Here is a 25,737-nt window from a genome sequence, read left to right as displayed (position 1 = left end):
ACTTCCTCCAAATCCAGAGCAAGGGACAAAGCATCAAGAAGCCTAGTAAGCATCCAATTGATTCTATTTTCTCCGCCCTGTGCTCCAATCAAGCCAAAACTCGACGGAGTGTACTCATTAACATCTGGAAACACGGTACCAACACCAGGACAGTAATAACACGAATAGCCCGTTCTAATCAAACCACCCTCAGAACCGATGCTAGCATGAAACAATTTAGCCACATTACTACAAGATGGTGGAATCGATGCGCCATCGGCCTTCTCATTATTATTTGTCCCATCAAAAGCCAGTGTAATTCGCAACACTTTACAACAAGGTGCACCACTATACTCTTTCTCTTCAGAAATATCTTTTTCCCGCTGATAACCAGAAAACCTCCGCTCATCAAGAAGTTGACTTGATATATTTCTTAGCACCTTATCAGGGCTAAATGGAATATGCCCTTCTGGAGGATACGAGGGGGCAATGAGTACCTCGGCGGCAGGCTCACCCTGCTTCATACTCATTGACTCTGGCATGCTGAACCCTCCTTAATTTTAAAATATTCCTTATCCGGATAATCAGGATGGGATGGAGCATAACAGGTAGTTGAGACCGCCACTTTCTCGCATGGAAGAAAATGCACTTTCAGCGAGCAAACTCTCTCACTATCATAGCGGGGTATATCAACAACCGCTTCATGATGGATATACTCTCTTCTTTGAGTCTCCATACGAGCTATCCATTCATCTGAAAACATTGGTTCCGACCACTGCGCGTAAGACTTCGGATCTGGATCCACTTCCCACACTACAACGGCCTTTAAACCAGGCATCCAAACTCTAGGAATGGTACCGCAACATACTTGCGATCCGCCCCCCTGAAATGGACCGATATTTGGCCCTCCGGCCCCATTCACACTAAACTTGTTAATAGCTGCCGAAGTGTGATTGTATCCTCCGATAGGAATGGACACCATATCGGGGCCTGCCTGGCATGCGTGTAAAAATAAAAATCCAGCCATCAAAAAAATCAGCCGAACAGGCCTCCTTGGGCCCTTTGCATTCAAGAGCTTTTGCATGAACGCCCCCTCTTCTGAAAATACTTTCTATCTGGATACTCTGGATGACCCGGGCTATAACAGGTTGTTGAGACTGCGATCTGGTCGCACGGGAGGAAATGCACCTGCAACAAGCATACGTTTTCACCATACCTAGGTATATCCACGATCATCTTGTGCCGGGTGTAGCTTGCGGCATGTCTCAAGTAATCATCTTTATCCAGCCGTCCATATCTATCTCGCCTTATAGCGGCGCGCGGTCTGGGATCTTTCTCCCATTCGACGACAGCTTTCAAATTTGGATTCCACTTCTTTGGAATCGCTCCGCAACAAACCTGGCTACCATCCCCCTGATAAGGGCCTAAATGTGGTCCACCCGCCCCATTCACCGAAAACCCATTGATCGCCGCGGACGTATGGTTGTAACCCATCACCGGCGCCGCCAGCATGTCCGGCCCGCTCTGGCAGCCCGCGGCCAGCAGGGTCCCCAGAAGCAGGGCGGGAAGGCCGATGCCGCGCCCGTTCATGCGCGACTCGCTCCCGGGCAGAAGCCGGGGCCGGGAGTCTGTTCGCGCAACCACTGGGCGACGAAGGCGTCGCGCTGGTCGAAGTCCTGCACGCCCTGGCGGTCGGCGGCCAGGTGCGCCTGGACCAGATGCTGGAGCAGGCTTTCCTGGCTGCCCAGGCCATGATCGCGGGGCAGCACGAAGTATTCGCGGCGGTAGGCTTCGGCCTCGCTCCAGGCGCGCAAGGCAGCGACCTGATGCGCTTCCAGGCGGAGGACCGCTTGCAGCGGCGGCGCCTCGTGGGCCTGGTAATGACCGGCCAGCTCCCTCGGCCGGCCGTCGCGGTCCAGCCAGTGCCAGCTGGAAACCGGGGCATGCAGGTAGCGGCTCTGCCGGGGGGCGAGCATGTCGCTGACGGCCATGAACAGGCCCGGCTCGTAGAAACGCAGCACGCCGCTGGAACGGCCCTGGTTCCACTCGGCCTGGGTACAGCTGCGCAGGTGCTCGCCCAGGCGCGGCAACGACCAGGGGCTGAACAGGAGCATCAGGTGGTGGCGGCAGTCGATGCGCTCGAGCAGCTCGTCCAGCCAGGCCGCGTGGCCGTCTTCCAGGCGCAGCAGCAGCGGACCCTCGTCGGCCAGGGCGGCCTCCGGGGTTTGCTCCAGCAATTTGAACAGCGCCGGAGGATCGCTTTGCCGCGCATGCTCGGCGAGCAAGGGATAGTCGTCCAGCCCGGTGGCATCGACCAACACATCGATGTGGGTCTGCAAGCCGCGATCGCGGGAGCGCAGCCACAGCTCGCGGGCCCAGTGGCGGGGGTTCGGCGTCATAGCAGTTCCTCAGCGCTCGGCGAGCGCCTGGCCTCTTTTCTTCGCCTGTAGCAGGCACTCTTCGCAAACCGGTTGTCGCGGCGGCAGGTTGGCCGCGACCGCCTCGGGTGGCGCGCCGGGGCTGTCCTGGTCGGCCATGCCCGGCACTCGCGGCATCTTGATCGCAATCCCCGAGCCGCTGCCCGGCGCGCCGCCGGCATTGATCCGTGCCAGCGGGCCGCTGATGGCGATGCCGCTGGCGTCGAGCCGGATGAAGCTGCCGCCGGCCTTCACCGTCAGTTCGCTGTCGGCCTCGATCACCATCTTCTGCCCGGCCTTCAGGTGGATTTCGCGCCCGGCCTTGGCCAGGTAGGCACGACCGAGCTTCATGTGCTGGCTGTCGCCGACCGTCAGGTGGTCATCGGCCTTCAGTTCGACCTTGCGCTCGCCGTGCACGGTGTGATGCTCCTCGGCCTTGAACTCGCTGTAGCTGTTCGCCTCCACGGTGTCGTGGCGCTCGTGGCCGACGCGGATCTTCTGGTCGTGCTCGATGTTCTCGTCCCAGTCGCGCTGGGCATGGACGAAGATCTGTTCCTGGCCCTTGCGATCCTCGATGCGCAGCTCGTTGTAGCCACCGCCGCCAGGGCTGCTGAGGCTCTTGAAGACGCTGCGGGCCTGGTTCGCCGGCAACTCGTAGGGCACCGGGTGGGCGGCGTGGTAGACGCAGCCGCTGACCAGCGGCTGGTCGGGATCGCCTTCGAGGAAGTCCACCAGCACTTCCATGCCGACCCGCGGAATGACGATGCCGCCATAGCCGTTGCCGGCCCAACCGCTGGCTACGCGCAGCCAGCAACTGCTCTTGTCGTCGCCCTGGCCCTCACGGTCCCAATGGAACTGCACCCTGACCCGGCCGTAGCGGTCGCAGTGGATTTCCTCGCCCGGCGGGCCGGTCACCACCGCGGTCTGGCTGCCCAGCACGCGCGGCTTCGGGTGCTCCAGCGGTGGGCGGAAGAACACCTCCCAGGGCGTGGCGAGGAAGCGGTTGCGGTAGCCCTGCTGGAAGTCGTCCGTGCTGGCCGACATGTCGGAGGTGACGTTCTCTTCCAGCACCTGCGGCTGCTTGCCTTCGTGGAAGATTTCGCTGAGCAGCCAGAGGTCGTTCCACTCCGCGCGCGGGTGCTCGGCGATCTCCAGGAAGTGCCCGCTGACCAGCAGCGGCTGGTCGCTGACCCCTTCGCCCAGGCGCCGATCGGCGCGGTGGCGCTCCAGGGCGCGCTGGCTGAGCAGCTTGCCGCGCTGGCGGTCGACGAAGCGGCCGGGGTAGTCGTAGTCCTCCAGGTCCGGCTCGGCCGGGGCGTCGGCAGCCGGGCGGTTGCCGGCCTCCAGCAGCAGGCGCGGCTTCTCGAAGTCGTAGTCGCGGCGGGTGGTGCGCGTGGTGCGGCTGGCCAGGCGCAGGCTGAAGCGCTTGATCACCGGTTCGTCGGCGACCAGCCCGCTGTCGTGCACGTAGGCGGTGGGACGGCCCAGGCGGGGGAACACCGTCTGGTCGTCGCCGAACACCAGCAGGTGCGCCTCGGCGCTGTGCCGGAAATGAAAATGGATGCCCTCTTCGGCACAGAGGCGCTGGACGAAATGCAGGTCGCTTTCGTCGTACTGCACGCAGTATTCGCGCTCGGGATACCGGGTGCCGAGCTGGAAGCGGTAGGCGTCGGCGAGGATGCCGTGCTCCTCGAGGATCAGGGCAACGATCCGCGGCACCGTGAGGTGCTGGAAGATGCGCTGGTTGTTGCGCTGCGCGAGGTAGGCCAGTTGCGGCACGAGGGTGAGGCGATAGCGGGTCAGGCGCTTGCCCGCGTCGGCCTGGGCGGCGCCGTAGACCAGCCCGTGGACGCCCTGGCCCTGCGGGGTGAAGGCGAGGAAGGCGGGTCGGTGCATGAGCGCTTCGAGGTCGAGGCCGGCGCGCTCGCTGACCAGTTCGAGTTCGAAGCGGTAGGGCCGGCTGATGCCTTCGTGGCCGCTGAATTCGAGGACCTGCAGGTCGTGCGCGAGGCCGTCGAGGCTGAGGCTGAAGTGGGTCTGGTTGGCCGGGTTGAACATCCGCTGTCCCCTGTTTCTCGAAAAACCTGCACGGCTGGCGTCCCTGTTCGCCGTGCTCGATCCGAAGTGCGTGATCGCGCGGATGCTACGTCAAAAAAACTGTGCAAATTGTTGCGCACATCGCCGGAAAACCGCGGCGCGCCTGAGTCTCGACAGTATGTAACAAAACATTTCAGAGAAATCCGACGAGCGAAGGACCGCCCCCGACCCGGGCCGGCCCATGCGCAATCAGCCTTGCAGACGCTGCGCCAGACGCTCCTGAAGTTGTGCGAGCACTTCCGGGTCGCCCTGCTTCGCCGCATGGATGCCGAGGTTCTCGCCGCTGAAGCGCGGGATGACGTGGAAATGGATGTGGAAGACCGTCTGCCCGGCGGGGGCGCCGTTGAACTGGGCGACCTGCACGCCGTCCGGCTGCACCTCCTCGACCAGGGCGCGGGTCAGGCGCTGGACCACGGCCATGACCTTGGCCAGGTTCTGCGCATCGATCTCGAGCAGGTTGCGCGCCTCGGCGTGCTTGGGAATCACCAGGGTATGCCCGTAGGACTGCGGGAACAGATCGAGGAAGGCGAGCACGTCCTCGTCTTCGTAGACCTTGTAGCAGGGAGCTTCGCCGCGAATGATCTTGGCGAAGATGTTCTGGGAATCGTAAACGCCGTGCAGACTCATGGAGGCTTTCCTTGAACGAACCGGAATAGACCTGCGCACCATACCGGCTCGCTCCCCGCTCGTCACGACGTGATGCGTCGCGCGCTCCACACACTTCGAAAGAAATTGTCACAAGCCCGTCATCACCCTTCCCTACTTTCGTAGCACTCGCCGGATGGCCCCGCCGTCTCGCACAGTCACCTCCTCAACATAGGGAAATGCGTCATGACCCCAGGTTATCCCCTCGCCCTCTCTCTTGCCGTCTCCATGGCCGTGCTCGGCAGCGCCTTGCCGGCCCAGGCGCGCCAGGACGATCCGTCGCTGTTCAACCGCCAGGCCCGTGGCGAACTCAGCGAATACGGCGGCGCACGACGCGTCGAGCAGGACCTGACCCAGGCCCTGAAGCAGTCGCTGTCGAAGAAGAAGGCGAAGAACGTGATCCTGCTGATCGGCGACGGCATGGGCGACTCCGAGATCACCGTGGCGCGCAACTACGCGCGCGGCGCGGGCGGCTACTTCAAGGGCATCGACGCGCTGCCGCTGACCGGCCAGTACACCCACTACTCCCTGCACAAGGACAGCGGCCTGCCGGACTACGTGACCGATTCCGCCGCCTCCGCCACCGCCTGGGCCACCGGGGTCAAGTCGTACAATGGCGCGATCGGCGTGGATATCCACGAACAGCCGCACCGCAACCTGCTGGAGCTGGCCAAGCTCAACGGCAAGGCCACCGGTAACGTCTCCACCGCCGAGCTGCAGGACGCCACCCCCGCCGCCCTGCTCGCCCACGTCACCGCTCGCAAGTGCTACGGTCCCGAGGCCACCAGCAAGCAGTGCCCGAGCAATGCCCTGGAGAACGACGGCGCCGGCTCGATCACCGAGCAGTGGCTGAAGACCCGCCCTGACGTGGTCCTCGGCGGCGGTGCCGCGACCTTCGCGGAAACCGCCAAGGCTGGCCGCTATGCCGGCAAGACCCTCCGCGCCCAGGCCGAAGCCCGCGGCTACCGGATCGTCGAGAACCTCGACGAACTGAAAGCCGTGCGCCGCGCCAATCAGAAGCAGCCGCTGATCGGCCTGTTCGCGCCAGGCAACATGCCGGTGCGCTGGCTCGGTCCGACCGCCACCTACCACGGCAACCTGAACCAGCCGGCGGTGAGCTGCGAGGCGAACCCGAAGCGCACCGCCGACATCCCGACCCTGGCGCAAATGACCAGCAAGGCCATCGAGCTGCTGAAGGACAATCCGAACGGCTTCTTCCTGCAGGTCGAGGGCGCGTCCATCGACAAGCAGGACCACGCCGCGAATCCGTGCGGCCAGATCGGCGAGACCGTCGACCTCGACGAAGCCGTGCAGAAGGCCCTGGCCTTCGCCAAGGCCGATGGCGAGACCCTGGTGATCGTCACCGCCGACCACGCCCACTCCAGCCAGATCATCCCGCCGGAAACCGCCGCGCCAGGGCTGACCCAACTGCTCACGACCAAGGACGGCGCGCCGCTGGCGATCAGCTACGGCAACTCCGAGGAAGGTTCCCAGGAGCACACCGGCACCCAGTTGCGCATCGCCGCCTACGGCCCGCAGGCCGCCAATGTCACCGGCCTGACCGACCAGACCGACCTGTTCTTCACCATCCGTCGCGCACTGAACCTGCGCGACTGATCGGACCAGAACGAAAAAGGCGCGCCGGTTTCGACCGGCGCGCCTTTTTCATTTCGCGCGGTACCCCTGGAACTAGCCCTCGACCTGGCTCCACTGCTTGGCCAGGCGCTTGTCCGAGACCGGCAGCCGGGTCCCCAGTTGCTGGGCGAACAGCGAGACCCGGTACTCCTCCAGCATCCAGCGATACACCTGCAACTCGGCGTCGCGCTTGCCTTCCTGGGCGTGCTTGGCGAGGCGCGCCTGGTATTGCGCCCAGAGTTCGCCCAGCTCGCCGCTCCACACCCGGTCGCGCTGGACCTGGCCGGCGACCTTGTCCAGGCGCTGCTCGATGGCCTTGAGGTAACGCGGATACTCCTTCAACCACTCCAGCGGGGTGGCACGGACGAACCCTGGGTACACCAGGTTGGCCAGCTGGCCCTTGACGTCGTTCAGCGGCACCGTCATGGCCAGCTCGACCTTGCCCTTGAAGCGCTTCTGCAGGCCGTGCCAGAGCTTGAGGATATCCAGCACCAGGCGTGCCAGGCGCTCGGCGTGCTCGTTCCAGGCAGCGCGCTTGCGCTCGGCCAGCGCGGCCAGGGCGGCGCCGTCGCGCGGCAGGCTTTCGCCCTGCAGCACGCAACTGTCGAGACTGGCCAGGAGGATGTCCTCGACCAGCGCCTCGACCCGTCCCAGCTCGCGGTACAGCAGGCCCATCTCGGTCTGCCCCGGTAGCTTGGCGCGCAGGTACTTGGCCGGCTCGGCCAGTTGCTGCAACAGCAGTCGTTGCAGGGCGCGGCGGTGTTGGTAGTCGGCCTCGGCCTGGGTCGGGAAGCGCCCTTCCTTGACCTCGCCCTGCTCCTCCACCAGCGCCGGGTATACCGTCATCGATAATCCGGCGACCTTCTGCTGGGCCTTCTCGGCGACGCTGGCGAAGGCCTTGGCCTCCACCGGACGCTGCTGTTCCTTGTCGGCCTGGGGAATCGCCAGGGCCGCCTGGCTGGCTTCGGCGAAACGCGCGGTGAGTTCGGCCAGGTCGCGGCCCTCGCCGAGGAACTTGCCCTGGGCGTCGACCACCTCGATGTTCATCCGCAGGTGATCGTCCAACTGCGTCGCCGCCTCGGCCCAGGCCTCGTCGGCTACCCGCACGCCGGTCATGCGCTGAAGCTCGCGGCCCAGCGCCTGCGGCAGCGAACCTTCGCCGAAGGTGATGCGCTCCAGGGCGGCACGGACGAAGTCCGGTACCGGCACGAAGCTCTTGCGGATCGCCTTCGGCAGGTTGCGCACCAGCGCCACCGCCTTGTCGTAGAGCAGGCCGGGCACCAGCCAGTCGATGCGTTCGGCCGGCAATTGCGGCAGCAGCGGCGCCGGTACCCGCACGGTGACGCCGTCGCGCGCGGTGCCGGGCTCGAACTGGTAGCTCAGCGACAGGTGCAGATCGCCCAGGCGCAGGCGATCCGGGTACTGCGCCGCAGTGACTTCGCTGGCTTCGCGGGCCAGCACGTCTTCCTCGCGCATCAGCAGCAGGTCCGGCTGGTTCTGTCGCTCGCGGGCGTACCATTTCTCGAAACTGGCGGTCTGGTAGATATCCGCCGGCAGGCGCGCGTCGTAATAGGCGAATAGGGTTTCCTCGTCGGCCAGGATGTCGCGCCGGCGTGCCTTGGCTTCCAGTTCGTCGAGCTTTTCCAGCAACTGCCGGTTGGCGCTCAGGCACTTGGCACGACTGTTGATCTCGCCGCGCACCAGGCTTTCGCGGATGAACAGCTCGCGCGCCACCGGCGGGTCGATCGGACCGTAGTGCACCGGACGTCGACCGATGACGATGAGGCCGTAGAGGGTGACCTGCTCGAACGCCACCACCTGGCCGCGACGCTTCTCCCAGTGCGGCTCGAAGTGGTTGGTCTTGATCAGGTGCCCGGCCAGCGGCTCCAGCCAGTCCGGCTCGATCTTCGCGACCATTCGGGCGAACAGCTTGGTGGTCTCCACCAGTTCCGCGGCCATGATCCATTGCGGGCGCTTGCGAGCGATGCCGCTGGACGGATGGATCCAGAAACGTCGCTGGCGAGCGCCGAGGTAGTCGCCTTCCTCGGCCTTCTGCCCGATCTGGCTGAGCAGGCCGGACAGGATCGCCTTGTGGACCGCCGCGTAATCGATCCCCGGTACCACGCGTTCGTTGTCGGCCGACGCGCCTTTCTTCGCCTCCGGCTTGCGCGCCTCGGCCTTGGCCGGGCGCCCGAACGGCAGCTTCAGTTCGCGGCAGATCAGGGTCAGTTGGCGGTGGGCGTCGCGCCACTCGCGCAGGCGCAGGTAGTTGAGGAAGTTTTTCCGGCACCAGCTGCGCAGGGCGTTGGAGCCCAGCGCCTGGCGCTGCTCCTCGAAGCCACGCCAGAGATTGATCAGCGCGGCGAAGTCGGAATCCGGGTCCTTCCATTGCGCGTGCGCCTGGTCGGCGGCCTGCTGCCGCTCCACCGGACGCTCGCGCGGGTCCTGCACGGACAGCGCGCTGGCCACCGTCAACACTTCCTCGAGGCTACCCTGCTGGGCAGCCTCCAGCAGCATGCGGCCGAGCCTCGGGTCGATCGGCAGGCGCGCCAGTTGGCGCCCCAGCGGGGTCAGCTGGCCTTCGCGGTTGACCGCCGACAGTTCCTGCAGAAGGGTGAAGCCGTCCTTGATCGCCTTGCCGTCCGGCGGCTCGATGAAGGGGAACGCCTCGATGTCGCCGAGGCGCAGGTGCAGCATCTGGAGGATCACCGCGGCCAGGTTGGTGCGGAGGATTTCCGGGTCGGTGAAGGCCGGACGCGCGTTGAAGTCCTCCTCGCTGTAGAGACGCACGCATATGCCCGGCTCGACCCGTCCGCAACGGCCCTTGCGCTGGTTGGCGCTGGCCTGCGATACCGCCTCGATGGGCAGCCGCTGGACCTTGGCGCGGTAGCTGTAGCGGCTGATCCGCGCGGTGCCGCTGTCGATCACGTAACGGATGCCCGGTACCGTCAGCGAGGTTTCCGCGACGTTGGTGGACAGCACGATCTTGCGTCCCGGGCGCGGCTGGAAGATCTTCTGCTGCTCGGCCGGGGTCAGTCGCGCGTACAGCGGCAGTACCTCGGTGTGGCGCAGGTTGGCCTTGCGCAGCATCTCCGCGGCGTCGCGGATCTCCCGCTCGCCGGGGAGGAACACCAGCACGTCGCCGGGCCGCTTGCCGACCTCGCGTTCGTGGGCGGCGATCTCGTCGAGGGCGGCGAGGATGCCCTGGTCCACCGACAGGTCGTCCTCGACCCGGTTGCCCTCCTCGTCGGTTTCCGCCGCCAGCGGCCGGTACCAGGTCTCCACCGGATAGGTGCGGCCGGAAACCTCGATCACCGGGGCGCCGTCGAAATGCCGGGAGAAACGCTCCAGGTCGATGGTCGCCGAGGTGATGATCAGCTTCAGGTCCGGACGCCGGTGCAACAGGGTCTTCAGGTAGCCGAGAAGGAAGTCGATATTCAGGCTGCGCTCGTGGGCTTCGTCGACGATCAGCGTGTCGTAGCGCTCCAGGTAGCGGTCGTGCTGGGTCTCGGCCAGGAGGATGCCGTCGGTCATCAGCTTGACCAGGGTGCTGTCGTCGCTCTGGTCCTCGAAGCGTACCTGGTAGCCGACCAGCGCGCCCAGCGGCGTGCCGATCTCTTCCGCGACCCGCGTCGCCACGCTGCGCGCCGCCAGCCGACGCGGCTGGGTATGGCCGATCAGGCCGTGGATGCCGCGACCCAGCTCCAGGCAGATCTTCGGCAACTGGGTGGTCTTGCCCGAGCCGGTCTCGCCGGCGATCACCACCACCTGGTGGGCGGCGATGGCGGCCTTGATCTCGTCGCGCTTGGCGGCGATCGGCAGGCTGTCGTCGTAGCGGATCACCGGCACGCTGGCGCGCCGCGCCTCGACCTTGGCGCAGGATGCCTGGAAGCGCTCGACCCACTGCGCCAGGCGCGCGTCGTCGGGCTGCTTGCGCAGTTCGTGAAGCTGCCGGCGCAGGCGGTGGCGGTCGCTGATCTGGGCCTGGTCGAGGCGCCGGACGAGTTGGTCGAGGGAAGGAGTCTGGTCGGTCATCTAGGCTTTTCGAATGCTGTGAGCGTGCCGCAGTCGCGGAGGACGGAAAGAAGCTCCGGCCACTGCCGAGGCGAAAAATATTCGGAATTGTCGCAGATTTGAGCGGAAGAGGACGAATCCCGGTTAACGCTCGCTGCCGCGATACGGCCGAGGCTGCTGGTGGGCGATGGCCCTCTCAGCGCCCCAGTCGCTTGAGCACCTCGGCCAGCGGCAGCGGATCGGCGGTGCCCGCCCGGCAGTCGGCGAGGCGCACCTCGGCCACTCGCAGCCATTGGCGCTCCACCTCGGGGCCGGCGCGATCCAGCAATGCCTCGATCAGTTCCAGACGCCGGCTGATCGGCAGACGGCGTATTTCTTCGGCCAGGGTGGGATCGAGGCGGGCCATGGGGTTTCCTCCGACAGGTGATGCGCTACAGGCATGCCCGCACAGGCCCGCTCCCCCCGCAACCGACTGCCTGCAACGAAGAAGCCCCGCATCGGCGGGGCTTCTTCAGGCAACGGCGGACTTACTTCTGGCCCGCTTTCTTCAGCTCTTCGTCGCGCAGTTCGCGGCGCAGGATCTTGCCGACGTTGGTGGTCGGCAGGCTGTCGCGGAACTCCACGGCCTTCGGCCGCTTGTAGCCGGTCAGGTTGTCATGCATGTGCTGCATGACCTGTTCCTTGGTCAGGGTCGCCCCCGGCTTGACCACCACGAAGACCTTGATCGACTCGCCGGACTTCTCGTCGGGGATGCCGATCGCGGCGCACTGCAGGACGCCCGGCAGGGTCGCCAGCACGTCTTCCAGCTCGTTCGGGTAAACATTGAAGCCGGAGACCAGGATCATGTCCTTCTTCCGGTCGACGATGCGCATGTAGCCGTCTTCCTGGATGATCGCGATATCGCCGGTCTTCAACCAACCATCGGCGTCGAGGATCTCGTCGGTGGCTTCCTGGCGCTGCCAGTAGCCCTTCATCACCTGCGGACCCTTCACGCAGAGTTCGCCGCGCTCACCCAGGGGCACTTCCTGGCCGTCGTCGCCGATCACCTTGCACAGGGTCGAGGGCACCGGAATACCGATGGTGCCGACCTGGATGTTCTGGAACGGGTTGACCGATACCACCGGCGCGGTCTCGGTCATGCCGTAGCCTTCGCAGATGGCGCAGCCGGTGACTTCCTTCCAGCGCTCCGCGGTGGCCAGTTGCAGCGCCATGCCGCCGGAGAGGGTCAGCTTCAGCGCGGAGAAGTCCAGCTTGCGGAAGGTCTCGTTGTTGCACAGGGCGACGAACAGGGTGTTCAGGCCTACGAAGCCGGTGAACTTCCACTGGCCGAGATCCTTGAGCATCGACGGCAGGTCGCGCGGGTTGGTGATCAGGATGTTGTGGTTGCCGGTGAGCATCATCGCCATGCAATGGAAGGTGAAGGCGTAGATGTGGTACAGCGGCAACGGCGCGATGAGGATCTCGCAGCCCTCGTTGAGGTTGGCGCCCATCAGCGCCTTGCACTGCAACATGTTGGCCACCAGGTTGCGGTGGGTCAGCATGGCGCCCTTGGCGACCCCGGTGGTGCCGCCGGTGTATTGCAGCACGGCGACGTCGTCGGCCTGCGGCGCGGCTTCCTGGAACGACTTGCCGGCGCCCCTGGCCAGCGCGTCGGTCAGCTTGGTGGCTTGCGGCAGGCTGTAGGCCGGCACCATCTTCTTGATGTGCTTGACCACGAAGTTGACGATGAAGCGCTTCAGCGGCGGCAGGATGTCGCCGACTTCGGTGACGATCACCTGCTTGACGCCGGTCTTGGGCAGTACGCCCTCGACCAGGTGGGCCATGTTGGCCAGGCAGACCACCGCCTTGGCGCCGGAGTCGTTGAACTGGTGTTCCAGCTCGCGCGCGGTGTACAGCGGGTTGGTGTTGACCACGATGAGGCCGGCGCGCATGGCGCCGAAGACCACGATCGGGTACTGCAGGACGTTGGGCAACTGGACGGCGATGCGGTCGCCGGGCTTGAGATCGGTGTGCTGCTGCAGGTAGGCGGCGAAGTCGCCGGACAGCTTGTACAGCTCGCCGTAGGTCAGGGTCTTGCCCAGGTTGGTGAACGCGGGCTTGGTGGCAAAACGTTGGCAGGACTCCTTCAGTACCGACAGGATGTTCGGGTACTGGTCGGGATTGATCTCGGCAGCAATACCCGCTGGGTACTTGTCCTTCCAGAAGTTTTCGATCATGGAAGCCCACTCCTAAGCAACAGCTAATCTTCACCGCTCATGGCGGCATCTTGTTGTGATCTGCTCGCTAACCCTGGACCCAGGGCTATTAGGCGCGCCGAGATTATCAGCTTTGCCAGAGGCAGACCAGCACCAAACATGACCTATTCGGTCAAAAAAATGACCGAGACATTAGTCTCGGTCACGGTCTTTCCTGTCCCCGGCAAATGCCCGTTTCAGAGCCTTGTAAGGCTATCAGGCGATTTCGCGCAGCTCACGACGGAGGATTTTACCCACAGGCGTCATCGGTAATGCATCCTTGAGCACAATCTGTCGCGGAATTTTGTATCCGGTGAGGTTTTCCTTGCAGTAGGCCTTGAGTTCCTCGACCGACAGGCTGGGGTCGCGAGCCACCACGAACAGCTTCACCGCCTCGCCGGACTTCTCGTCGGGAATGCCTACCGCCGCGCAACTGGCCACCTTCGGATGGGCCATCACCACGTCTTCGATCTCGTTGGGGTAGACATTGAAGCCGGAGACCAGGATCAGGTCCTTCTTGCGATCGACGATGCGCACGAAGCCGTCCTCGTCGATCACCGCGATGTCGCCGGTCTTCAGCCAGCCTTCGGCATCGAGAATCTCCTCGGTGGCCTCGGGACGCTGCCAGTACCCCTTCATCACTTGCGGACCTTTCACGCAGAGTTCGCCACGTTCGCCGACAGGCAGCTCGTTGCCCTCCTCGTCGATCACCTTGAGCGCCGTGCCCACGACCGGAATCCCCACCGTACCCAGGCGTGCCTGCTCGCCGTAGGGGTTGGTGGTCACTACCGGCGAGCATTCGGTGAGGCCATAGCCTTCCACCACGGTGCAGCCGGTGACACCCTTCCAGCGCTCGGCGGTGGCGCTGACCAGTGCAGTGCCGCCGGAGTTGGTGAGCTTCAGGTTGGAGAAATCGACGTCCTTGAACCCGGGGTGCTCCATCAGCGCGACGAACAGGGTGTTGAGGCCGAGCAGCGCGGAGAAACGCCACTTCTTCAGTTCCTTGACGAAACCGGGGATGTCGCGCGGGTTGGTGATCAGCACGTTATGGTTGCCGCTGACCATCATGCACATGCAGTTCGCGGTGAAGGCATAGATGTGGTAGAGCGGCAGCGGCGCGATCATCACCTCCTGCGCCTCCTTCATCAGCGGCAGGCCATCCTTGCCGAGCTGGGAAAGCTGGGCGTGGACCTGCAGCATGTTCGCCACGAGGTTGCCGTGGGTGAGCATCGCCCCCTTCGAGACCCCGGTGGTGCCGCCGGTGTACTGCAACACGGCGACATCCTCCAGGCCGACCCTGACCGGCTGCAGGGCATGGCCCTGGCCTTGCTTCAAGGCCTGCCTGAACGGCAGCGCCTGGGGCAAGCGATAATCGGGGACCATCTTCTTCACCGACTTCACCACGCTGTTGACCAGCCAACCCTTCAGCGCCGGCAACAGGTCGCCCATGCGCGCCTCGATCAGGTACTCGATCCGCGTATCCGGAAGCACTTCCTCGACCAGCTTGCCGAACACGTTCAGGTAGACCAGCGCACGCACGCCGGCGTCCTTGAACTGGTGGCGCATTTCGCGGGCGGTGTACAGCGGATTGGTGTTGACCACCACCAGCCCCGCGCGCAAGGCGCCGAACACCGCGATGGGATATTGCAGGACATTGGGCATCTGCACCGCGATGCGGTCGCCGGGCTTGAGATCGGTCTGTTTCTGCAGGTAGGCGGCGAAGGCGGCGGACAGACGATCGAGTTCGGCGTAGCTGAGCGTCACGCCGAGATTGCTGAAGGCCGGGCGGTCGGCGAATTTCTTGCAGGAGCGCTCGAAGACCTCGACCACGGAACGGTAGGCGGCGAAGTCGAGACTGTCGGGTACGCCGGCCGGGCGTTTGTCGTTCCAGAATTCAGGTTGCATTTATTCTTGTCCTCTTACCTGAGCGGGTCTGGCCCGCATGTGCGGGGCATCGGGCAACTTAGCAGTTGCGTCGGACAGCGCAAATACTCCTCCTGCCCTTATTGATAGTGTGAATCTCCAGCCTGTCACTCTTCGCCGTCCGCCATTCCAGAGCGACCTATGCCCAAGGTTGGCGCTTTTCCGGGACGAAACCGCGCACGCTGCTAGAATGCGCCGGAACGCGTCCGCCCGGCACAAGGAACGAACATGCCCGCCGCTGCCTACTGGCTTCCCGCCAGCGACGAAACCCCGCTGTACACCCGCCACTGGCCGAGCGCAACGGCCGTCGGCGCGGTGATGCTGTCCCACGGCATGGCCGAGCACGCCGGTCGCTACGAGCGTCTCGCCGCCGCGCTGAACGCTGCCGGCTACCACTTCTATGCGATCGACCAGCGCGGCCACGGCCGGACCGCAGAAGCCGAAGAACTGGGCCACTTCGCCGACCAGGGCGGCTGGGGCAAGGTGGTCGGCGACCTGGCCAGCCTGAACCACCATATCCGCCAGCAGCACCCGGAACTGCCGATCTTCCTGCTGGGCCACAGCATGGGCAGCTACATCTCCATGGCCTACCTGCTGCACCACAGCTGCAGCCTGCAAGGGGCGATCCTTTCCGGCTCCAACTACCAGCCGCAAGCGCTCTACCGGGTCGCCCGCCTGATTGCCCGCTTCGAGCGCTGGCGCCAGGGGCCGCTGGGCAAGAGCGCGCTGATCGACTTCCTCTCGTTCGGCTCGTTCAACAAGGCGTTCAAGCCCAATCGCACGGCCTTCGACTGGCTCAGTCGCGATGCGCAGGAAGTCGACAGGTACGTGGCCGACCCGCTGTGCGGCTTCCGCTGCAGCAACCAGTTGTGGGTGGACCTGCTCGGCGGCCTGGCCGATATCACCCCGCCCACCCACCTGCGGCAGATCGATGCCGACCTGCCGCTGCTGGTCATCGGCGGCGAACGCGACCCGGTCAGCCAGGGCAAGCGCCTGGGCGACCTGGCCGACGCCCTGCGCGGTGCCGGGCTGCGCCAGGTGACCCTGAAGACCTATCCCGAGGCCCGTCACGAGCTGTTCAACGAGAGCAACCGCGACGCGGTCACCCAAGACCTGATCGACTGGCTGGAACAGGCCCTGCGCCACCGCCGGGATCATTCGACAAAGGAGAGAACATGAGCCAGGTCCAGAACATTCCCTACGCTGAGCTAGAGGTCGGGCAAAAGGCCGAGTACACCAGCAGCATCGCCGAGCGCGACCTGCAGTTGTTCGCCGCGGTCTCCGGCGACCGCAACCCGGTGCACCTGGACGCCGCCTACGCGGCCACCACCCAGTTCAAGGAACGCATCGCCCACGGCATGCTCAGCGGCGCCCTGATCAGCGCGGCGATCGCCACCGTGCTGCCTGGCCCAGGCACCATCTATCTCGGCCAGACCCTGCGCTTCACCCGTCCGGTCAAGCTCGGCGACGACCTGAAGGTCGAACTGGAAGTCCTCGAGAAGCTGCCGAAGAACCGCGTGCGCATGGCCACGCGGGTGTTCAACCAGGCAGGCAAGCAGGTGGTCGACGGCGAAGCGGAGATCATGGCGCCGGAAGAGAAGCTCAGCGTCGAGCTGGCCGAACTGCCGCCGATCAGCATCGGCTGAGCAGCCTTCCCTGCCGTCGGGCCATGCGGCCCGGCGGACTTGCCGGGCCGCCGCGCGCTGCTCTACCCTGTCCACTGTCTTACCTCAATCACCAGGGATAACCGAAGGCACTCCAGCGCCCGAAACCCCTTACCGGGAATCGGAGCCGCCATGGACCTTCGCTTGCTGTTGCTATCCCTGACCACCTTCGCCGCCGGCCTGGCGGAAAGCATCCTGATCGGCATCCTGCCGCCCCTGGCCGAAGACCTGCGGGTCTCCATCAGCCTGGCCGGCCAGCTCACCACCCTGTTCTCCCTCGGCTTCGCCCTCGCCGCACCGCTGCTCGGCTGGCTGACCCGGCGCATCGAACGCCGCCGCCTGCTGCTGGCGACCCTGCTGCTGTTCGCCCTCGGCAACGCGCTCGCCGCCCTCGCTCCGAGCTATCTCGGCCTGCTCCTGGCTCGCCTGGGAATGTCGGCCTGTTGCGGGCTGCTGATCGTCCTCGCCAGCCTGCTGGCCGCCGAGCTGGCCGCTCCGGCCCAGCGCGGCCGGGCGATCGGCCTGATCTTCATGGGCATCAGCGGTTCGCTGGTGTTCGGCGTGCCACTGGGCGTACAGATCAGCGACTGGTTCGGCTGGCGCTGGATCTTCGCCGGCATCGCGGCCTATTCGCTGCCCTTGTGCCTGCTGCTCTGGCGCTACCTGCCGCAACGCCAGGCCGGCGACCTGCCCGGCCGCGAAGGCTATCTGCGGCAGTTGCGCCAGCCCGCGCTGTGGCTCGCGCAGCTGGTATCGATCCTGTTGCTCGGCGGGCACTTCACCCTGTTCGCCTATTTCACCCCGTACCTGGCGAGCATGGCCGGTATTCGCTCGCCCAGCGAGATCAGCCTGATCCTCCTGCTGATCGGCCTGGCAGCGCTGAGCGGCGGTTATATCGGCGGCTGGCTGGCCGACCGCCTCGGCCACCGGCGCGCCCTGCGTCTGGTGCCGGCGGCCTTCGCCCTGGCGCTGGCGGCGGTGCCGCTGAGCCTGGGCGGCATCGGGTTCCTGCCGGTACTGATGGTCTGGAGCGCGATCAGTTGGATGATCTCGCCGGTGGTGCAGAGCTTCCTGCTGCGCAGCGATCCGGCCAGCGGTTCCGCCGGTGTCGCCCTGAACACCTCGGCCATGCACCTGGGCGTGGGCCTCGGCGCGGCGCTGGGCGGCCTGGTGGTGGCGGCACTGGGAGTCGCCGCGACGCCCTGGGTCGGCCTCGCCCTGGTGCTGGCGGCGCTGGCCTGCGCGCTTGCCGCCGTAAGCGTTCATTCCAAGACATCCTGCCATCCCGCTGACTTCCGCCCTAGAGTGACCTCGCATTCAACAACGCGAGGTTATTTCCATGAGAAAACACCGCACCGCAGAACAGTGGCAAGTCCTAATCGGTCAGCAGCGTGACAGCGGCCTGTCGGCCACGCAGTTCTGCAAGGAGCACAAACTCGGTTATGCCAGCTTCTGTAGTTGGCGCAAGCGCCTGTTGAGTCAGCCGGTCGGTGAGGCTGCGGATTCTGGTTATGCCAGCTTCCTGGATCTGTCATCGCTGATGGATGACTCGGCCTCTCCCGGAAGCGGCTGGAATATCGTGCTGAGCCTGGGTAATGGTGTTGAGCTAAGGCTGAGCCAGATCAGATGATCGGTCTGGATAGCCAGGCCCGGATCTGGCTGTGCACCGAGCCCACGGATATGCGTAAATCCTTCCGGGGGCTGAGCGCTCTGGTCCGCAATCAACTCAAGCAAGATCCGCTCAGCGGGCAGTATTTTGTCTTCGTTAACCGTCGCAAGACCCAAATGAAGATGTTGTATTTCACGCCCACGGGCTACTGCCTGTGGGCCAAGCGACTGGAGCAGGGGCAGTTCCGGGTACGGCCGTCTTCTTCGGGACAGCGCCCCTTAAACCTGACTGATCTCCAGTTGCTGATTGACGGTATCGAGGTGCAAAAGTACCGTCAGTTCAAGCGTTTTCGGGGCACGTAGCGGGTTGTGTTCCGGTATAATATCGGCCATGAATTCAATGGCTTCCGCGTCCTATTCCAACGCCCCTTCCTACTCGGTACTGGCCGAGGAGAATGCCCTGTTGCGTGAGCAGCTACAGGTCATGCAGCGGCAGTTGGACTGGTTCAAGAAGCAGCTGTTCGGCCCCAAGTCCGAGAAGCAGGTGTATGACCTCCCGGAGCAGGGCGGCCTGTTCCAATCGAATGATGCGGCTAGCCCGGAGAAGCCTCTCGATGCGGAGAAACGCCCGGTTCGGGCTTATCAGCGAGGCACCGGAAAGAAACAGCGGGACGACGACTGCCTGAACGATACGGGTCTGCGTTTTACAGCGGACGTGCCAGTGGAAGTTGTTGAACACCTGCCGCCGGAGCTAAGCGGCCCCGACGCCGACCAGTACGACATCCTTGGCACCAAAACGACCTATCGGCTGGCCCAGCGGACGTCCAGTTACGTGGTGTTGCAAGTGGAACGCCCCGTATTTCGGCGCAAGGGCAGCGACAAGCCCGTGACCACGCCGGCCCCGTCCAACGTACTGGACAACAGCCTGGCCGACGTCAGCTTGTTGGCGGGTCTGATGGTCGACAAGTTCCAGTTTCACCTACCGCTGTATCGCCAACACCAACGCATCCAGCAAGCGGGTATTACCCTCAGCCGCAGCACCCTCACCAATCTGATCAAGCGATCTATTGATCTGCTGCGGCCGATCGTGGATGCCCAGACCGACAATGTTCTGCGCAGCCGGGTGTTGGCGATGGATGAGACGCCGATTAAAGCTGGCCACCAGGGTCGGGCAGGCCCACAAAAAGGCAAGATGAAATCCGGCTGGTTCTGGCCGTTATACGGCGATGCCGATGAAGTGGTGTTCACTTACTCGAACAGTCGAGGCCGAGCCCATATCGAGCAGGTACTGAACGAACAGTTCAGCGGAACTCTGATCAGTGACGGCTATGCTGCTTATGCCCGCTATGCCGCCGCACAGCAGAACATCATCCACGCGCAGTGCTGGGTGCACAGTCGTCGTTACTTCATTGAGGCGCAGAAGGACCACCCGATAACTGCCACCGAAGCCCTTCAGCAGATTGCCAAGCTATACACCAACGAAGAAGAGATCCGCGTCCAGCAACTGACCGGCGAAAAGAAACGCCAGTACCGGCTGCTCCACTCAAAGCCGGTGGTCAGCGACTTCTTCCAATGGTGCCGGGATCAACTGGCACAGGGCGGTCTGCTGCCCAGTGATTTATTGACCAAAGCACTGAACTACGTGCTCAGCCGTGAAGCCAGCCTGACCGTCTTCCTGGAAGACCCAGACGTCCAGCCAGACACCAACCACCTGGAACGGGCCCTGCGCCCCATTCCCATGGGACGCAAGAACTGGCTGTTCTGCTGGACTGAACTCGGCGCGGAACACGTGGGCATCATCCAGAGCCTGATCACTACGTGCAAACTGCACGACATCAACCCGTACACCTATCTGGTGGACGTGCTGCAGCGCATCAGTCAGCACCCGGCCAGCAAGGTCGCTGACCTGACGCCTCGGCTCTGGAAGACCCGGTTCGCCGATAATCCGTTACGCTCGCTGATCGATCCGCGCCATTCTGATCGACAGACCGCACAGCCAAAGGGCACCCTCCATGCGCATTGAAGACATGAGCATCGATCAGCTATTGGAGCTGAACCGAATGATCTGCCGGCGCATTGATGAACTGCAAGATCAAGAAAACCTGCAGGCGCTGAGTCGGCTGCACGTGGGGCTGAAGGTGACCTTCGAAAGCCGAACTGGCTTGACTATGGGGATCGTCACCAAGATCAACCGCAAGAGCGTGATCGTCCTGGCCGAGAACGGCACGAAACAGTACAAGGTCTCACCGGAATTGCTAAGGCCCCTTCGGGACGTAAAGTAAGTCCAGTACGTCGTGGAATGAACGCTTACATACGCAATGTGATCGTCGAGACCTGCATTGATGGCGAAGAAACCGATACGCCTCCGGCGCCGTTCATCTCCTCTTCGCTCCAGATGGCCGCCGGGAATGCGCTGAAGTGGTCACCCGACAAGACGATGAAGATCGCCCAGCGGCTGTATGAACAGGGGCTCATCACCTACCACCGGACGGACAACCCCAATATTTCGAAGGACTCCATGTCGGATATCCGTGCTGTCGCCAAGGCATTGGGGCTGAAGTGTGTTGAGCAACAGCGGATGTTCAAGGCTGACCAGGACGCCCAAGAGGGCCACCCCGCCATCACCCCCACCGATTGGACGGCCGCTACCGCTGGTGAAACTGCTGATGAGCAGGCCCTGTACCAGCTCATTCGAGTTCGTGCGCTTGCCAGCCAGATCGAAGCTGCCGTGTACGCAGTGAGAACCATCACCCTCCTGGGCGTCGGCCCCGACAAGAAGCCGCTGCGCTTCGGCGCCAAAGGAAGCTGTTGAACGTGCCTGGCTGGAGAAAACTGCTGCAAGGCGATGACGCCGAGGAGCAGAAGAACGAAACGCCCTCAAACCCCATCCCGGAGCTGGAGCCAGGCCAGATCCTCAAGGTCTACAGCGGCGAGGTCCTGGAGAAGAAAACCTCCCCTCCCAAGCGCTTCACCGATGCCAGCCTGGTGGGCGAGATGAAGCGCCGCGGGATTGGCCGGCCATCCTCCTACGCCTCGATCGTGAAGAACATCATCGACAAGGGCCAGGTGCAGATGAAGGGCCGAAGCCTGATCCCCGGCGAGCTGGGCGAGGCCACCATCGCGCTCCTGGAGCACAACTTCAGCTTCCTCAGCCTCGACTTTACCCGCAACCTGGAGGTCGCCCTGGACCGGATCGCTAACAGCGAGGACACCTACATGAACGTGGTCCAGCAGTTCTACCAGCTCCTGCAGTCGGAGCTGCAGACGCTGCGCGCGCACCCCAGCGCACAGGGCGACCCGCGAGCAAGCTCTACCGCCAGCGCTCCCACGGCGCCGGCCAGTGACTTCCTCTGCGGCAAGTGCGGTCTGCCCCTGGTCCACCGCAAGAAAGCTGGCAAGGGCGGCTTCGACTTCTGGGGCTGCAGCGGCTATCGCACCACCGGCTGCAAAGTCGGCTATCCCACCAGGAACGGCCAACCTGACTTCGACAACCCGCGCGGGCTATAGGTAGTATTCGCGGCGCCACGGATACTCCGGAAAAAGAGCAGGCAACATGTGTTGCCTGTGTCGTTTTCAGGCAATTTCTGCGGATTTCGGTGAACGTGACCGAGCGTTTCGCTAATACGTGACCGGTGCTTCCGCCCCGGTTGCGCGGGTTGTGGATTGTAATCGCATCGGTCACGATGCGGTTTGCTCCTCAGCTTTTTTCCGGCGCAGTGACTCGCCCTTCAACGTCAGTCGGTAAGCGCTGTGCACCAGGCGGTCAAGGATGGCGTCGGCCAGGGTCGGGTCGTTGATCCAGCCATGCCAGTGTTCGATTGGTAACTGGCTGGCCAGGATGGTGGAGCGGTTGCCGGCACGGTCGTCGATCACTTCCAGCAGGTCGTGCCGGGCACCTTCTTCCAGCGGGGCCAGCGCCCAATCGTCCAGCACCAAGACATCGACCTTGGCCAGCTGTTGCAGGGTACGGCCGAAGCTGCCGTCGCCATGAGCGATGCGCAGTTGCTCCAACAGGCGCGGGGTGCGCAGGTACAGAGTGCTGTAGCCCTGGCGGCAGGCCTGGTTGCCCAGGGCGCAGGCCAGCCAGGTCTTGCCGGCGCCGGTCGCGCCGGTCAGCAGCAGGTTGTGCTGCTGGCGGATCCAGTCGCCGCCTGCCAGGCTGGCGATCAGGCGCTCATCCAGGCCGCGGCCAGGGCGGCGGTCGAGGTCTTCCAGGCAGGCGTTGGCATATTTGAGCTTGGCCTTCTTGCGCAGCCGCCGTACCAGGCGCTGGTTGTCACGCCAGGCCAGTTCGCGGTCGAGCAGCAGGCCGAGGCGCTCATCGAAGCTCAGGCTGTGGCTGGCCGGCAGCGTCCATTGCTCTTCCAGGGCGCGGGCCATGCCGTCCAGGCGTAGCTGGTGCAGTTGATTCAGGGTGTGTTGCAGCATCATCGAACAGCTCCTGTTGCGGGGTGGTAGTAGTCGGCGCCACGGACGTTCTCGTGGTCGCTGGGTAAGCTCGTTTCGGCGGTGCGCGTGGGCAGCGGCTGCTGATCCAGGCCTTGCTGGAGCAGGTTGCGCACGCTGCGCCCGGTGAAGGCGCGCAGCTGGACGGCCCGTTCGGCGGCGGCTTCCAAGCGTGCATTGCCGTAGCGACGAGCCAGCGAGAGCAGGCCGAGACAGGCGCGGTAGCCCATCTCCGGATGCGGCTTGTGGGTCAGCTGGTGATCGATCAGTTGGCGCGTGTAGGGGCCGATCCGCGCGCCCCAGTCGAGCAGGCGTTGCGGCGTCCATTCGCGATGGGCCTGGTGTGCGGCGGGCATGTGTTCGCGCTGGGTGCTGTAGGCGCCGCGACGGCCCAGCAGCACATGGCTGGCCACGCGCCGGTTGCCATGCAGCACTTCCAGGGTGTGCGCTGTCAGCCGCACCTCGACGCTCTGCCGGGCCAGGGCGGAGGGCACGCTGTAGAAGCTGCCATTGACCTCGATGTGGTAGTCGATGTTGACCTTGCAGCGCTTGAAGCTGGCGACCTCGTAGGGATGTACCGGCAGCGCTCGCAAGGCCGGGCGATCCAGGCGCTCGAACCAGTCGCGCCGGCAGCCATCGAGGCGCTTGAACGGGCGTCGATTCAGCTCCTCCAGCAGCTCGGCGATGGCCTGGTTAAGCGCATGCAGGCTGAAGAACTGCCGGTGGCGCAGTCGCGCCATGATCCAGCGCTCGACCACCTGCACCGCCACCTCGGCCTTGGCCTTGTCCTGGGGTTTGCGTGGCCGGGCCGGCAGGATCACCGTCTGGTAATGCCGCGCACACTCCAGCGTTGCCCGGTTCAGACCCGGCTCGTAGCGATCTGGCTGGGCGACCAGGGCGCGCGGATTGTCCGGCACAACCATCTCCGGCACACCGCCAAAGTAGGTCAGTGCCTGGCCCAGCGAAGTCAGCCAGTCCACCTGGGTTTCGCCCGGCGTCGCGCAGGCATAGGTGTAATTCGAGGCGCCCAGGGCGGCGACGAAGATATGCGCCCGGCGGACTTCGCCGGTGGCCGGGTCGACCACCGGCAGCGTCGGCCCTGCATAGTCGATGAACAGCTTCTCGCCCGCGCGGTGCACCTGGCGCATCGAACGTTTGAGCGTCTGGGCGTAGCGCCGGTAGTGCTCGACGAACTGGGTGTAGCGGTAGGTCGGCTGGCCCGCATGCGCGGCGAGATATTCCTCCCACAGCAGCTGCAAGGTCACGCCCTTGCGCCGCAGCTCGCGGTGGATGCTCAGCACGTCGGGTGGCACCCGCTCACCGCGCGGCTTGTTTGTCGGCGCCGACGCAAACAAGGCGGCCGCCAGTGCGGCCTCGTCCATGGCCGCCAGCGCCGGCCAGTCCAGTCCGGCCACGCGCGCCGCCGTGACGTATTTGCTGACCACGCCTTTGGACAACTGCAAGGCGCGGGCGATCTTCTCGTGGGACAAACCGGCCTCGAACTTGAGGCGCAGACATTCTTTGATGTTTCGCATGGCTACTCGCGGCGCCGCCATCTTCCCCTCCCGAAATCGGGCGAGGGTGACGGCGCATCAGGTCATGCGCAACGAGAGGGAAGGCTTTCGCTAAGCCGTGACCGGCGATTTCGGTAAGCCGTGACCGCCGGTTTCGGAACGGGCGGAAAATCGGTCACGTTGCTACCGAAATGAGCGGTCACGCGTTAGCGAAATGACCGGTCACGATCTACCGAAACGGCCGGTCACGATGCTCCGAAATCCGCACAATTTCTCTAGCTTCCACTCATGGCCGCCGTCCGTCAGGTTTCTCACCTCGGTAAAATGAAAGCTATCTAATCTCACCGAAACCTGTATGGTGGTCTCTACTGCGTGCCCAGTTTAGCGTCCCGCCTTGATGTTCAGTCTGTTCGATCCTCATCTCCTCGGTTTGTCTTCTCTCTGCATTCAGCTCTAGCCAGGCTTTGAACCTGCGCACTCTCAAATTTTGGAGATATACATCATGGCAACTCGCCAAACTGGTACTGTTAAGTGGTTTAACGAAGTTAAAGGTTTCGGTTTCATCACCCCGGAAAGCGGCGCAGATGTTTTTGTTCACTTCCGACAGATCGAAGCTAGCGGTTACAAGTCCCTTGACGAAGGGCAGCGTGTAAGCTTCTTCGTTACCGCAGGCGCCAAAGGCCCGCAGGCCGAACAAGTGCAAGCTCTGTAGGGCTGTTAGCACCAATTAATAAGTCCCGCATATGCGGGACTTATAATTTCTACCTCAGAGCTGTGCAGTTATCACAGCTAGTTCACATGCCCGTCACCATCTTCCTCACCAACCCCGCCTCATAAGAAAGAGAAATACTTTCAAACCGGGCTGAGCATTTTCGGTCGATACGCAACACACCGGCCGGCCACAGTGCTACTCGCTTACACAGGAGCAAGCGCTTGCCACCACTCGATAACGCCTCCCCTACCGAGCAGTTGCCGGATCCATCCCTAGCCCGTTACAGCGAGCGGCAGCTCGCCGTTGCCAATACCTGGGCAACGCATTTCTCCCTCGCAGGGACAGCTCGAACCAAGTTCATCCGTCACTACCTGCGCAGCACCTCTACGACCAGGTGCTGGTGCATCACCGTCGCTGCTGACAACGGTGTGCGTTACACCATCATGCGTGCAGGGCCACTGCTCCAGGTGTTCGACGGTCAACTGATCGGTGCGTGGGAGTGCAGGCCTGCCCATCGTGTCCCAGCAAGCGCACCCTCCCCAGCCGGAGCGTTGAAGCTGCTGCAGCGCCTCCAGAAGTTCGACGATGCCGTTCCTGTACTCAGCTCTTACACCCAGCGGGCGCATGGGTTGGCGACTCAGTTGGCCCGGGAGGACCTCGGCTCATTCCCCAAGAGTCAGTATCCATCAGTCAGCCACAATCGCTACTACTCGCCGAGGCGCCAGTTCTACCTGAAGCAGATCGGAGCGGTCTTGCGAACCTTCAGGCAGTTCCTGGACCAAGACCTGCTGTTCGCTATCCGCTCGGTTCGGTGCCTCTCGCCCGTAAGCGTTCATTCCACGACGTACT

The 25,737-nt window shown here is 63.9% G+C and carries 19 protein-coding genes and 3 pseudogenes; 11 read left to right on the top strand and 11 right to left on the bottom strand.

Annotated features, from left to right (window positions below; all coding sequences use genetic code 11):
* Positions 1–505 precede the first annotated feature (505 nt).
* The 5 genes from LE197_RS02140 to LE197_RS02120 all read right to left on the bottom strand — a co-directional run bounded on the left by LE197_RS02140 (position 506) and on the right by LE197_RS02120 (position 5,120).
* A complete protein-coding gene (locus tag LE197_RS02140) occupies positions 506–1,063 on the bottom strand; it encodes a DUF3304 domain-containing protein (protein WP_071575258.1) in 558 nt (185 codons plus the stop codon).
* Positions 1,048–1,569: a DUF3304 domain-containing protein gene (locus LE197_RS02135; protein ID WP_031641002.1), complete on the bottom strand. Its 522-nt coding sequence runs from the start codon at positions 1,567–1,569 to the stop codon at positions 1,048–1,050. The genes LE197_RS02140 and LE197_RS02135 overlap by 16 nt, the downstream gene beginning before the upstream one ends.
* Positions 1,566–2,378, bottom strand: coding sequence for a DUF4123 domain-containing protein (locus LE197_RS02130; RefSeq protein WP_058017280.1), 813 nt, complete (start codon positions 2,376–2,378; stop codon positions 1,566–1,568). The genes LE197_RS02135 and LE197_RS02130 overlap by 4 nt, the downstream gene beginning before the upstream one ends.
* Before the next feature lie 9 nt (positions 2,379–2,387).
* A complete protein-coding gene (tssI, locus tag LE197_RS02125; RefSeq protein WP_059309697.1) occupies positions 2,388–4,454 on the bottom strand; it encodes a type VI secretion system tip protein TssI/VgrG in 2,067 nt (688 codons plus the stop codon).
* Positions 4,455–4,682: 228 nt separating this feature from the next.
* The gene (locus LE197_RS02120; RefSeq protein ID WP_003105490.1) at positions 4,683–5,120 is read right to left on the bottom strand and encodes an HIT family protein; all 438 of its coding nucleotides are present in this window, start codon (positions 5,118–5,120) and stop codon (positions 4,683–4,685) included.
* 204 nt (positions 5,121–5,324) lie between these two features.
* Between LE197_RS02120 and phoA the strand changes: the two genes are divergently transcribed.
* The gene (gene phoA, locus LE197_RS02115; protein ID WP_033968628.1) at positions 5,325–6,755 is read left to right on the top strand and encodes an alkaline phosphatase; all 1,431 of its coding nucleotides are present in this window, start codon (positions 5,325–5,327) and stop codon (positions 6,753–6,755) included.
* 72 nt (positions 6,756–6,827) lie between these two features.
* Here phoA and hrpA read toward each other — a convergent pair whose 3' ends face one another.
* The 4 genes from hrpA to fadD2 all read right to left on the bottom strand — a co-directional run bounded on the left by hrpA (position 6,828) and on the right by fadD2 (position 14,926).
* On the bottom strand, positions 6,828–10,808 hold the full coding sequence (gene hrpA, locus LE197_RS02110) for an ATP-dependent RNA helicase HrpA (RefSeq protein WP_059309698.1): 3,981 nt from the start codon (positions 10,806–10,808) through the stop codon (positions 6,828–6,830).
* 175 nt (positions 10,809–10,983) lie between these two features.
* Positions 10,984–11,193: an addiction module protein gene (locus tag LE197_RS02105; RefSeq protein ID WP_059309699.1), complete on the bottom strand. Its 210-nt coding sequence runs from the start codon at positions 11,191–11,193 to the stop codon at positions 10,984–10,986.
* A 121-nt stretch (positions 11,194–11,314) separates the two neighbouring features.
* Positions 11,315–13,003, bottom strand: coding sequence for a long-chain-fatty-acid--CoA ligase FadD1 (gene fadD1 / locus LE197_RS02100; RefSeq protein WP_003091643.1), 1,689 nt, complete (start codon positions 13,001–13,003; stop codon positions 11,315–11,317).
* A 234-nt stretch (positions 13,004–13,237) separates the two neighbouring features.
* Entirely contained in the window at positions 13,238–14,926 is a 1,689-nt protein-coding gene (gene fadD2, locus LE197_RS02095) for a long-chain-fatty-acid--CoA ligase FadD2 (protein ID WP_033968624.1), read from the bottom strand.
* A gap of 246 nt (positions 14,927–15,172) precedes the next feature.
* Here fadD2 and LE197_RS02090 point away from each other — a divergent pair, with 246 nt between their 5' ends.
* From LE197_RS02090 to LE197_RS37025, 8 genes and pseudogenes are all read left to right on the top strand, one after another.
* Positions 15,173–16,123 (top strand): alpha/beta hydrolase, encoded by a 951-nt coding sequence (locus LE197_RS02090; RefSeq protein ID WP_039027787.1) that lies wholly within the window; start codon positions 15,173–15,175, stop codon positions 16,121–16,123.
* Positions 16,120–16,590: a MaoC family dehydratase gene (locus LE197_RS02085; RefSeq protein WP_003091647.1), complete on the top strand. Its 471-nt coding sequence runs from the start codon at positions 16,120–16,122 to the stop codon at positions 16,588–16,590. Before LE197_RS02090 ends, LE197_RS02085 begins: the two co-directional genes overlap by 4 nt.
* A gap of 150 nt (positions 16,591–16,740) precedes the next feature.
* Positions 16,741–17,895 (top strand): annotated as a pseudogene (locus LE197_RS02080) (MFS transporter); the annotation flags it as partial.
* Between the two features lie 52 nt (positions 17,896–17,947).
* Positions 17,948–18,238, top strand: coding sequence for an IS66 family insertion sequence element accessory protein TnpA (gene tnpA, locus LE197_RS02075; RefSeq protein WP_004423344.1), 291 nt, complete (start codon positions 17,948–17,950; stop codon positions 18,236–18,238).
* Entirely contained in the window at positions 18,235–18,579 is a 345-nt protein-coding gene (gene tnpB / locus LE197_RS02070; RefSeq protein WP_004423345.1) for an IS66 family insertion sequence element accessory protein TnpB, read from the top strand. The genes tnpA and tnpB overlap by 4 nt, the downstream gene beginning before the upstream one ends.
* 28 nt (positions 18,580–18,607) lie before the next feature.
* Complete coding sequence (gene tnpC / locus LE197_RS02065) at positions 18,608–20,239, top strand: IS66 family transposase (RefSeq protein ID WP_004423346.1); 1,632 nt, start codon at positions 18,608–18,610, stop codon at positions 20,237–20,239.
* Positions 20,229–20,498 carry a hypothetical protein gene (locus LE197_RS02060; protein WP_003458515.1) on the top strand — a complete coding sequence of 90 codons (270 nt, stop codon included), beginning with the start codon at positions 20,229–20,231 and terminating at the stop codon, positions 20,496–20,498. Before tnpC ends, LE197_RS02060 begins: the two co-directional genes overlap by 11 nt.
* Positions 20,499–20,527: 29 nt before the next feature.
* Positions 20,528–21,723: pseudogene (locus LE197_RS37025) on the top strand (DNA topoisomerase); the annotation flags it as partial.
* Between the two features lie 171 nt (positions 21,724–21,894).
* Here the strand turns inward: LE197_RS37025 and istB are convergent.
* Positions 21,895–22,647, bottom strand: a complete 753-nt coding sequence (istB, locus tag LE197_RS02050) for an IS21-like element IS1474 family helper ATPase IstB (protein ID WP_226033853.1) — start codon at positions 22,645–22,647, stop codon at positions 21,895–21,897.
* Positions 22,644–24,218, bottom strand: coding sequence for an IS21 family transposase (gene istA, locus LE197_RS02045; RefSeq protein ID WP_226033779.1), 1,575 nt, complete (start codon positions 24,216–24,218; stop codon positions 22,644–22,646). Before istA ends, istB begins: the two co-directional genes overlap by 4 nt.
* A gap of 460 nt (positions 24,219–24,678) precedes the next feature.
* Between istA and LE197_RS02040 the strand changes: the two genes are divergently transcribed.
* Positions 24,679–24,888 (top strand): cold-shock protein, encoded by a 210-nt coding sequence (locus tag LE197_RS02040; protein ID WP_003105733.1) that lies wholly within the window; start codon positions 24,679–24,681, stop codon positions 24,886–24,888.
* A gap of 221 nt (positions 24,889–25,109) precedes the next feature.
* Positions 25,110–25,712, top strand: a pseudogene (locus LE197_RS37020) (hypothetical protein); the annotation flags it as partial.
* Positions 25,713–25,737: the final 25 nt, after the last annotated feature.

Origin of the sequence: Pseudomonas sp. PS1(2021) (genome assembly GCF_020405165.1) — a bacterium.
GTDB classification, from domain to species: domain Bacteria; phylum Pseudomonadota; class Gammaproteobacteria; order Pseudomonadales; family Pseudomonadaceae; genus Pseudomonas; species Pseudomonas aeruginosa.
This window is presented reverse-complemented; position numbering and strand designations above follow the sequence as displayed.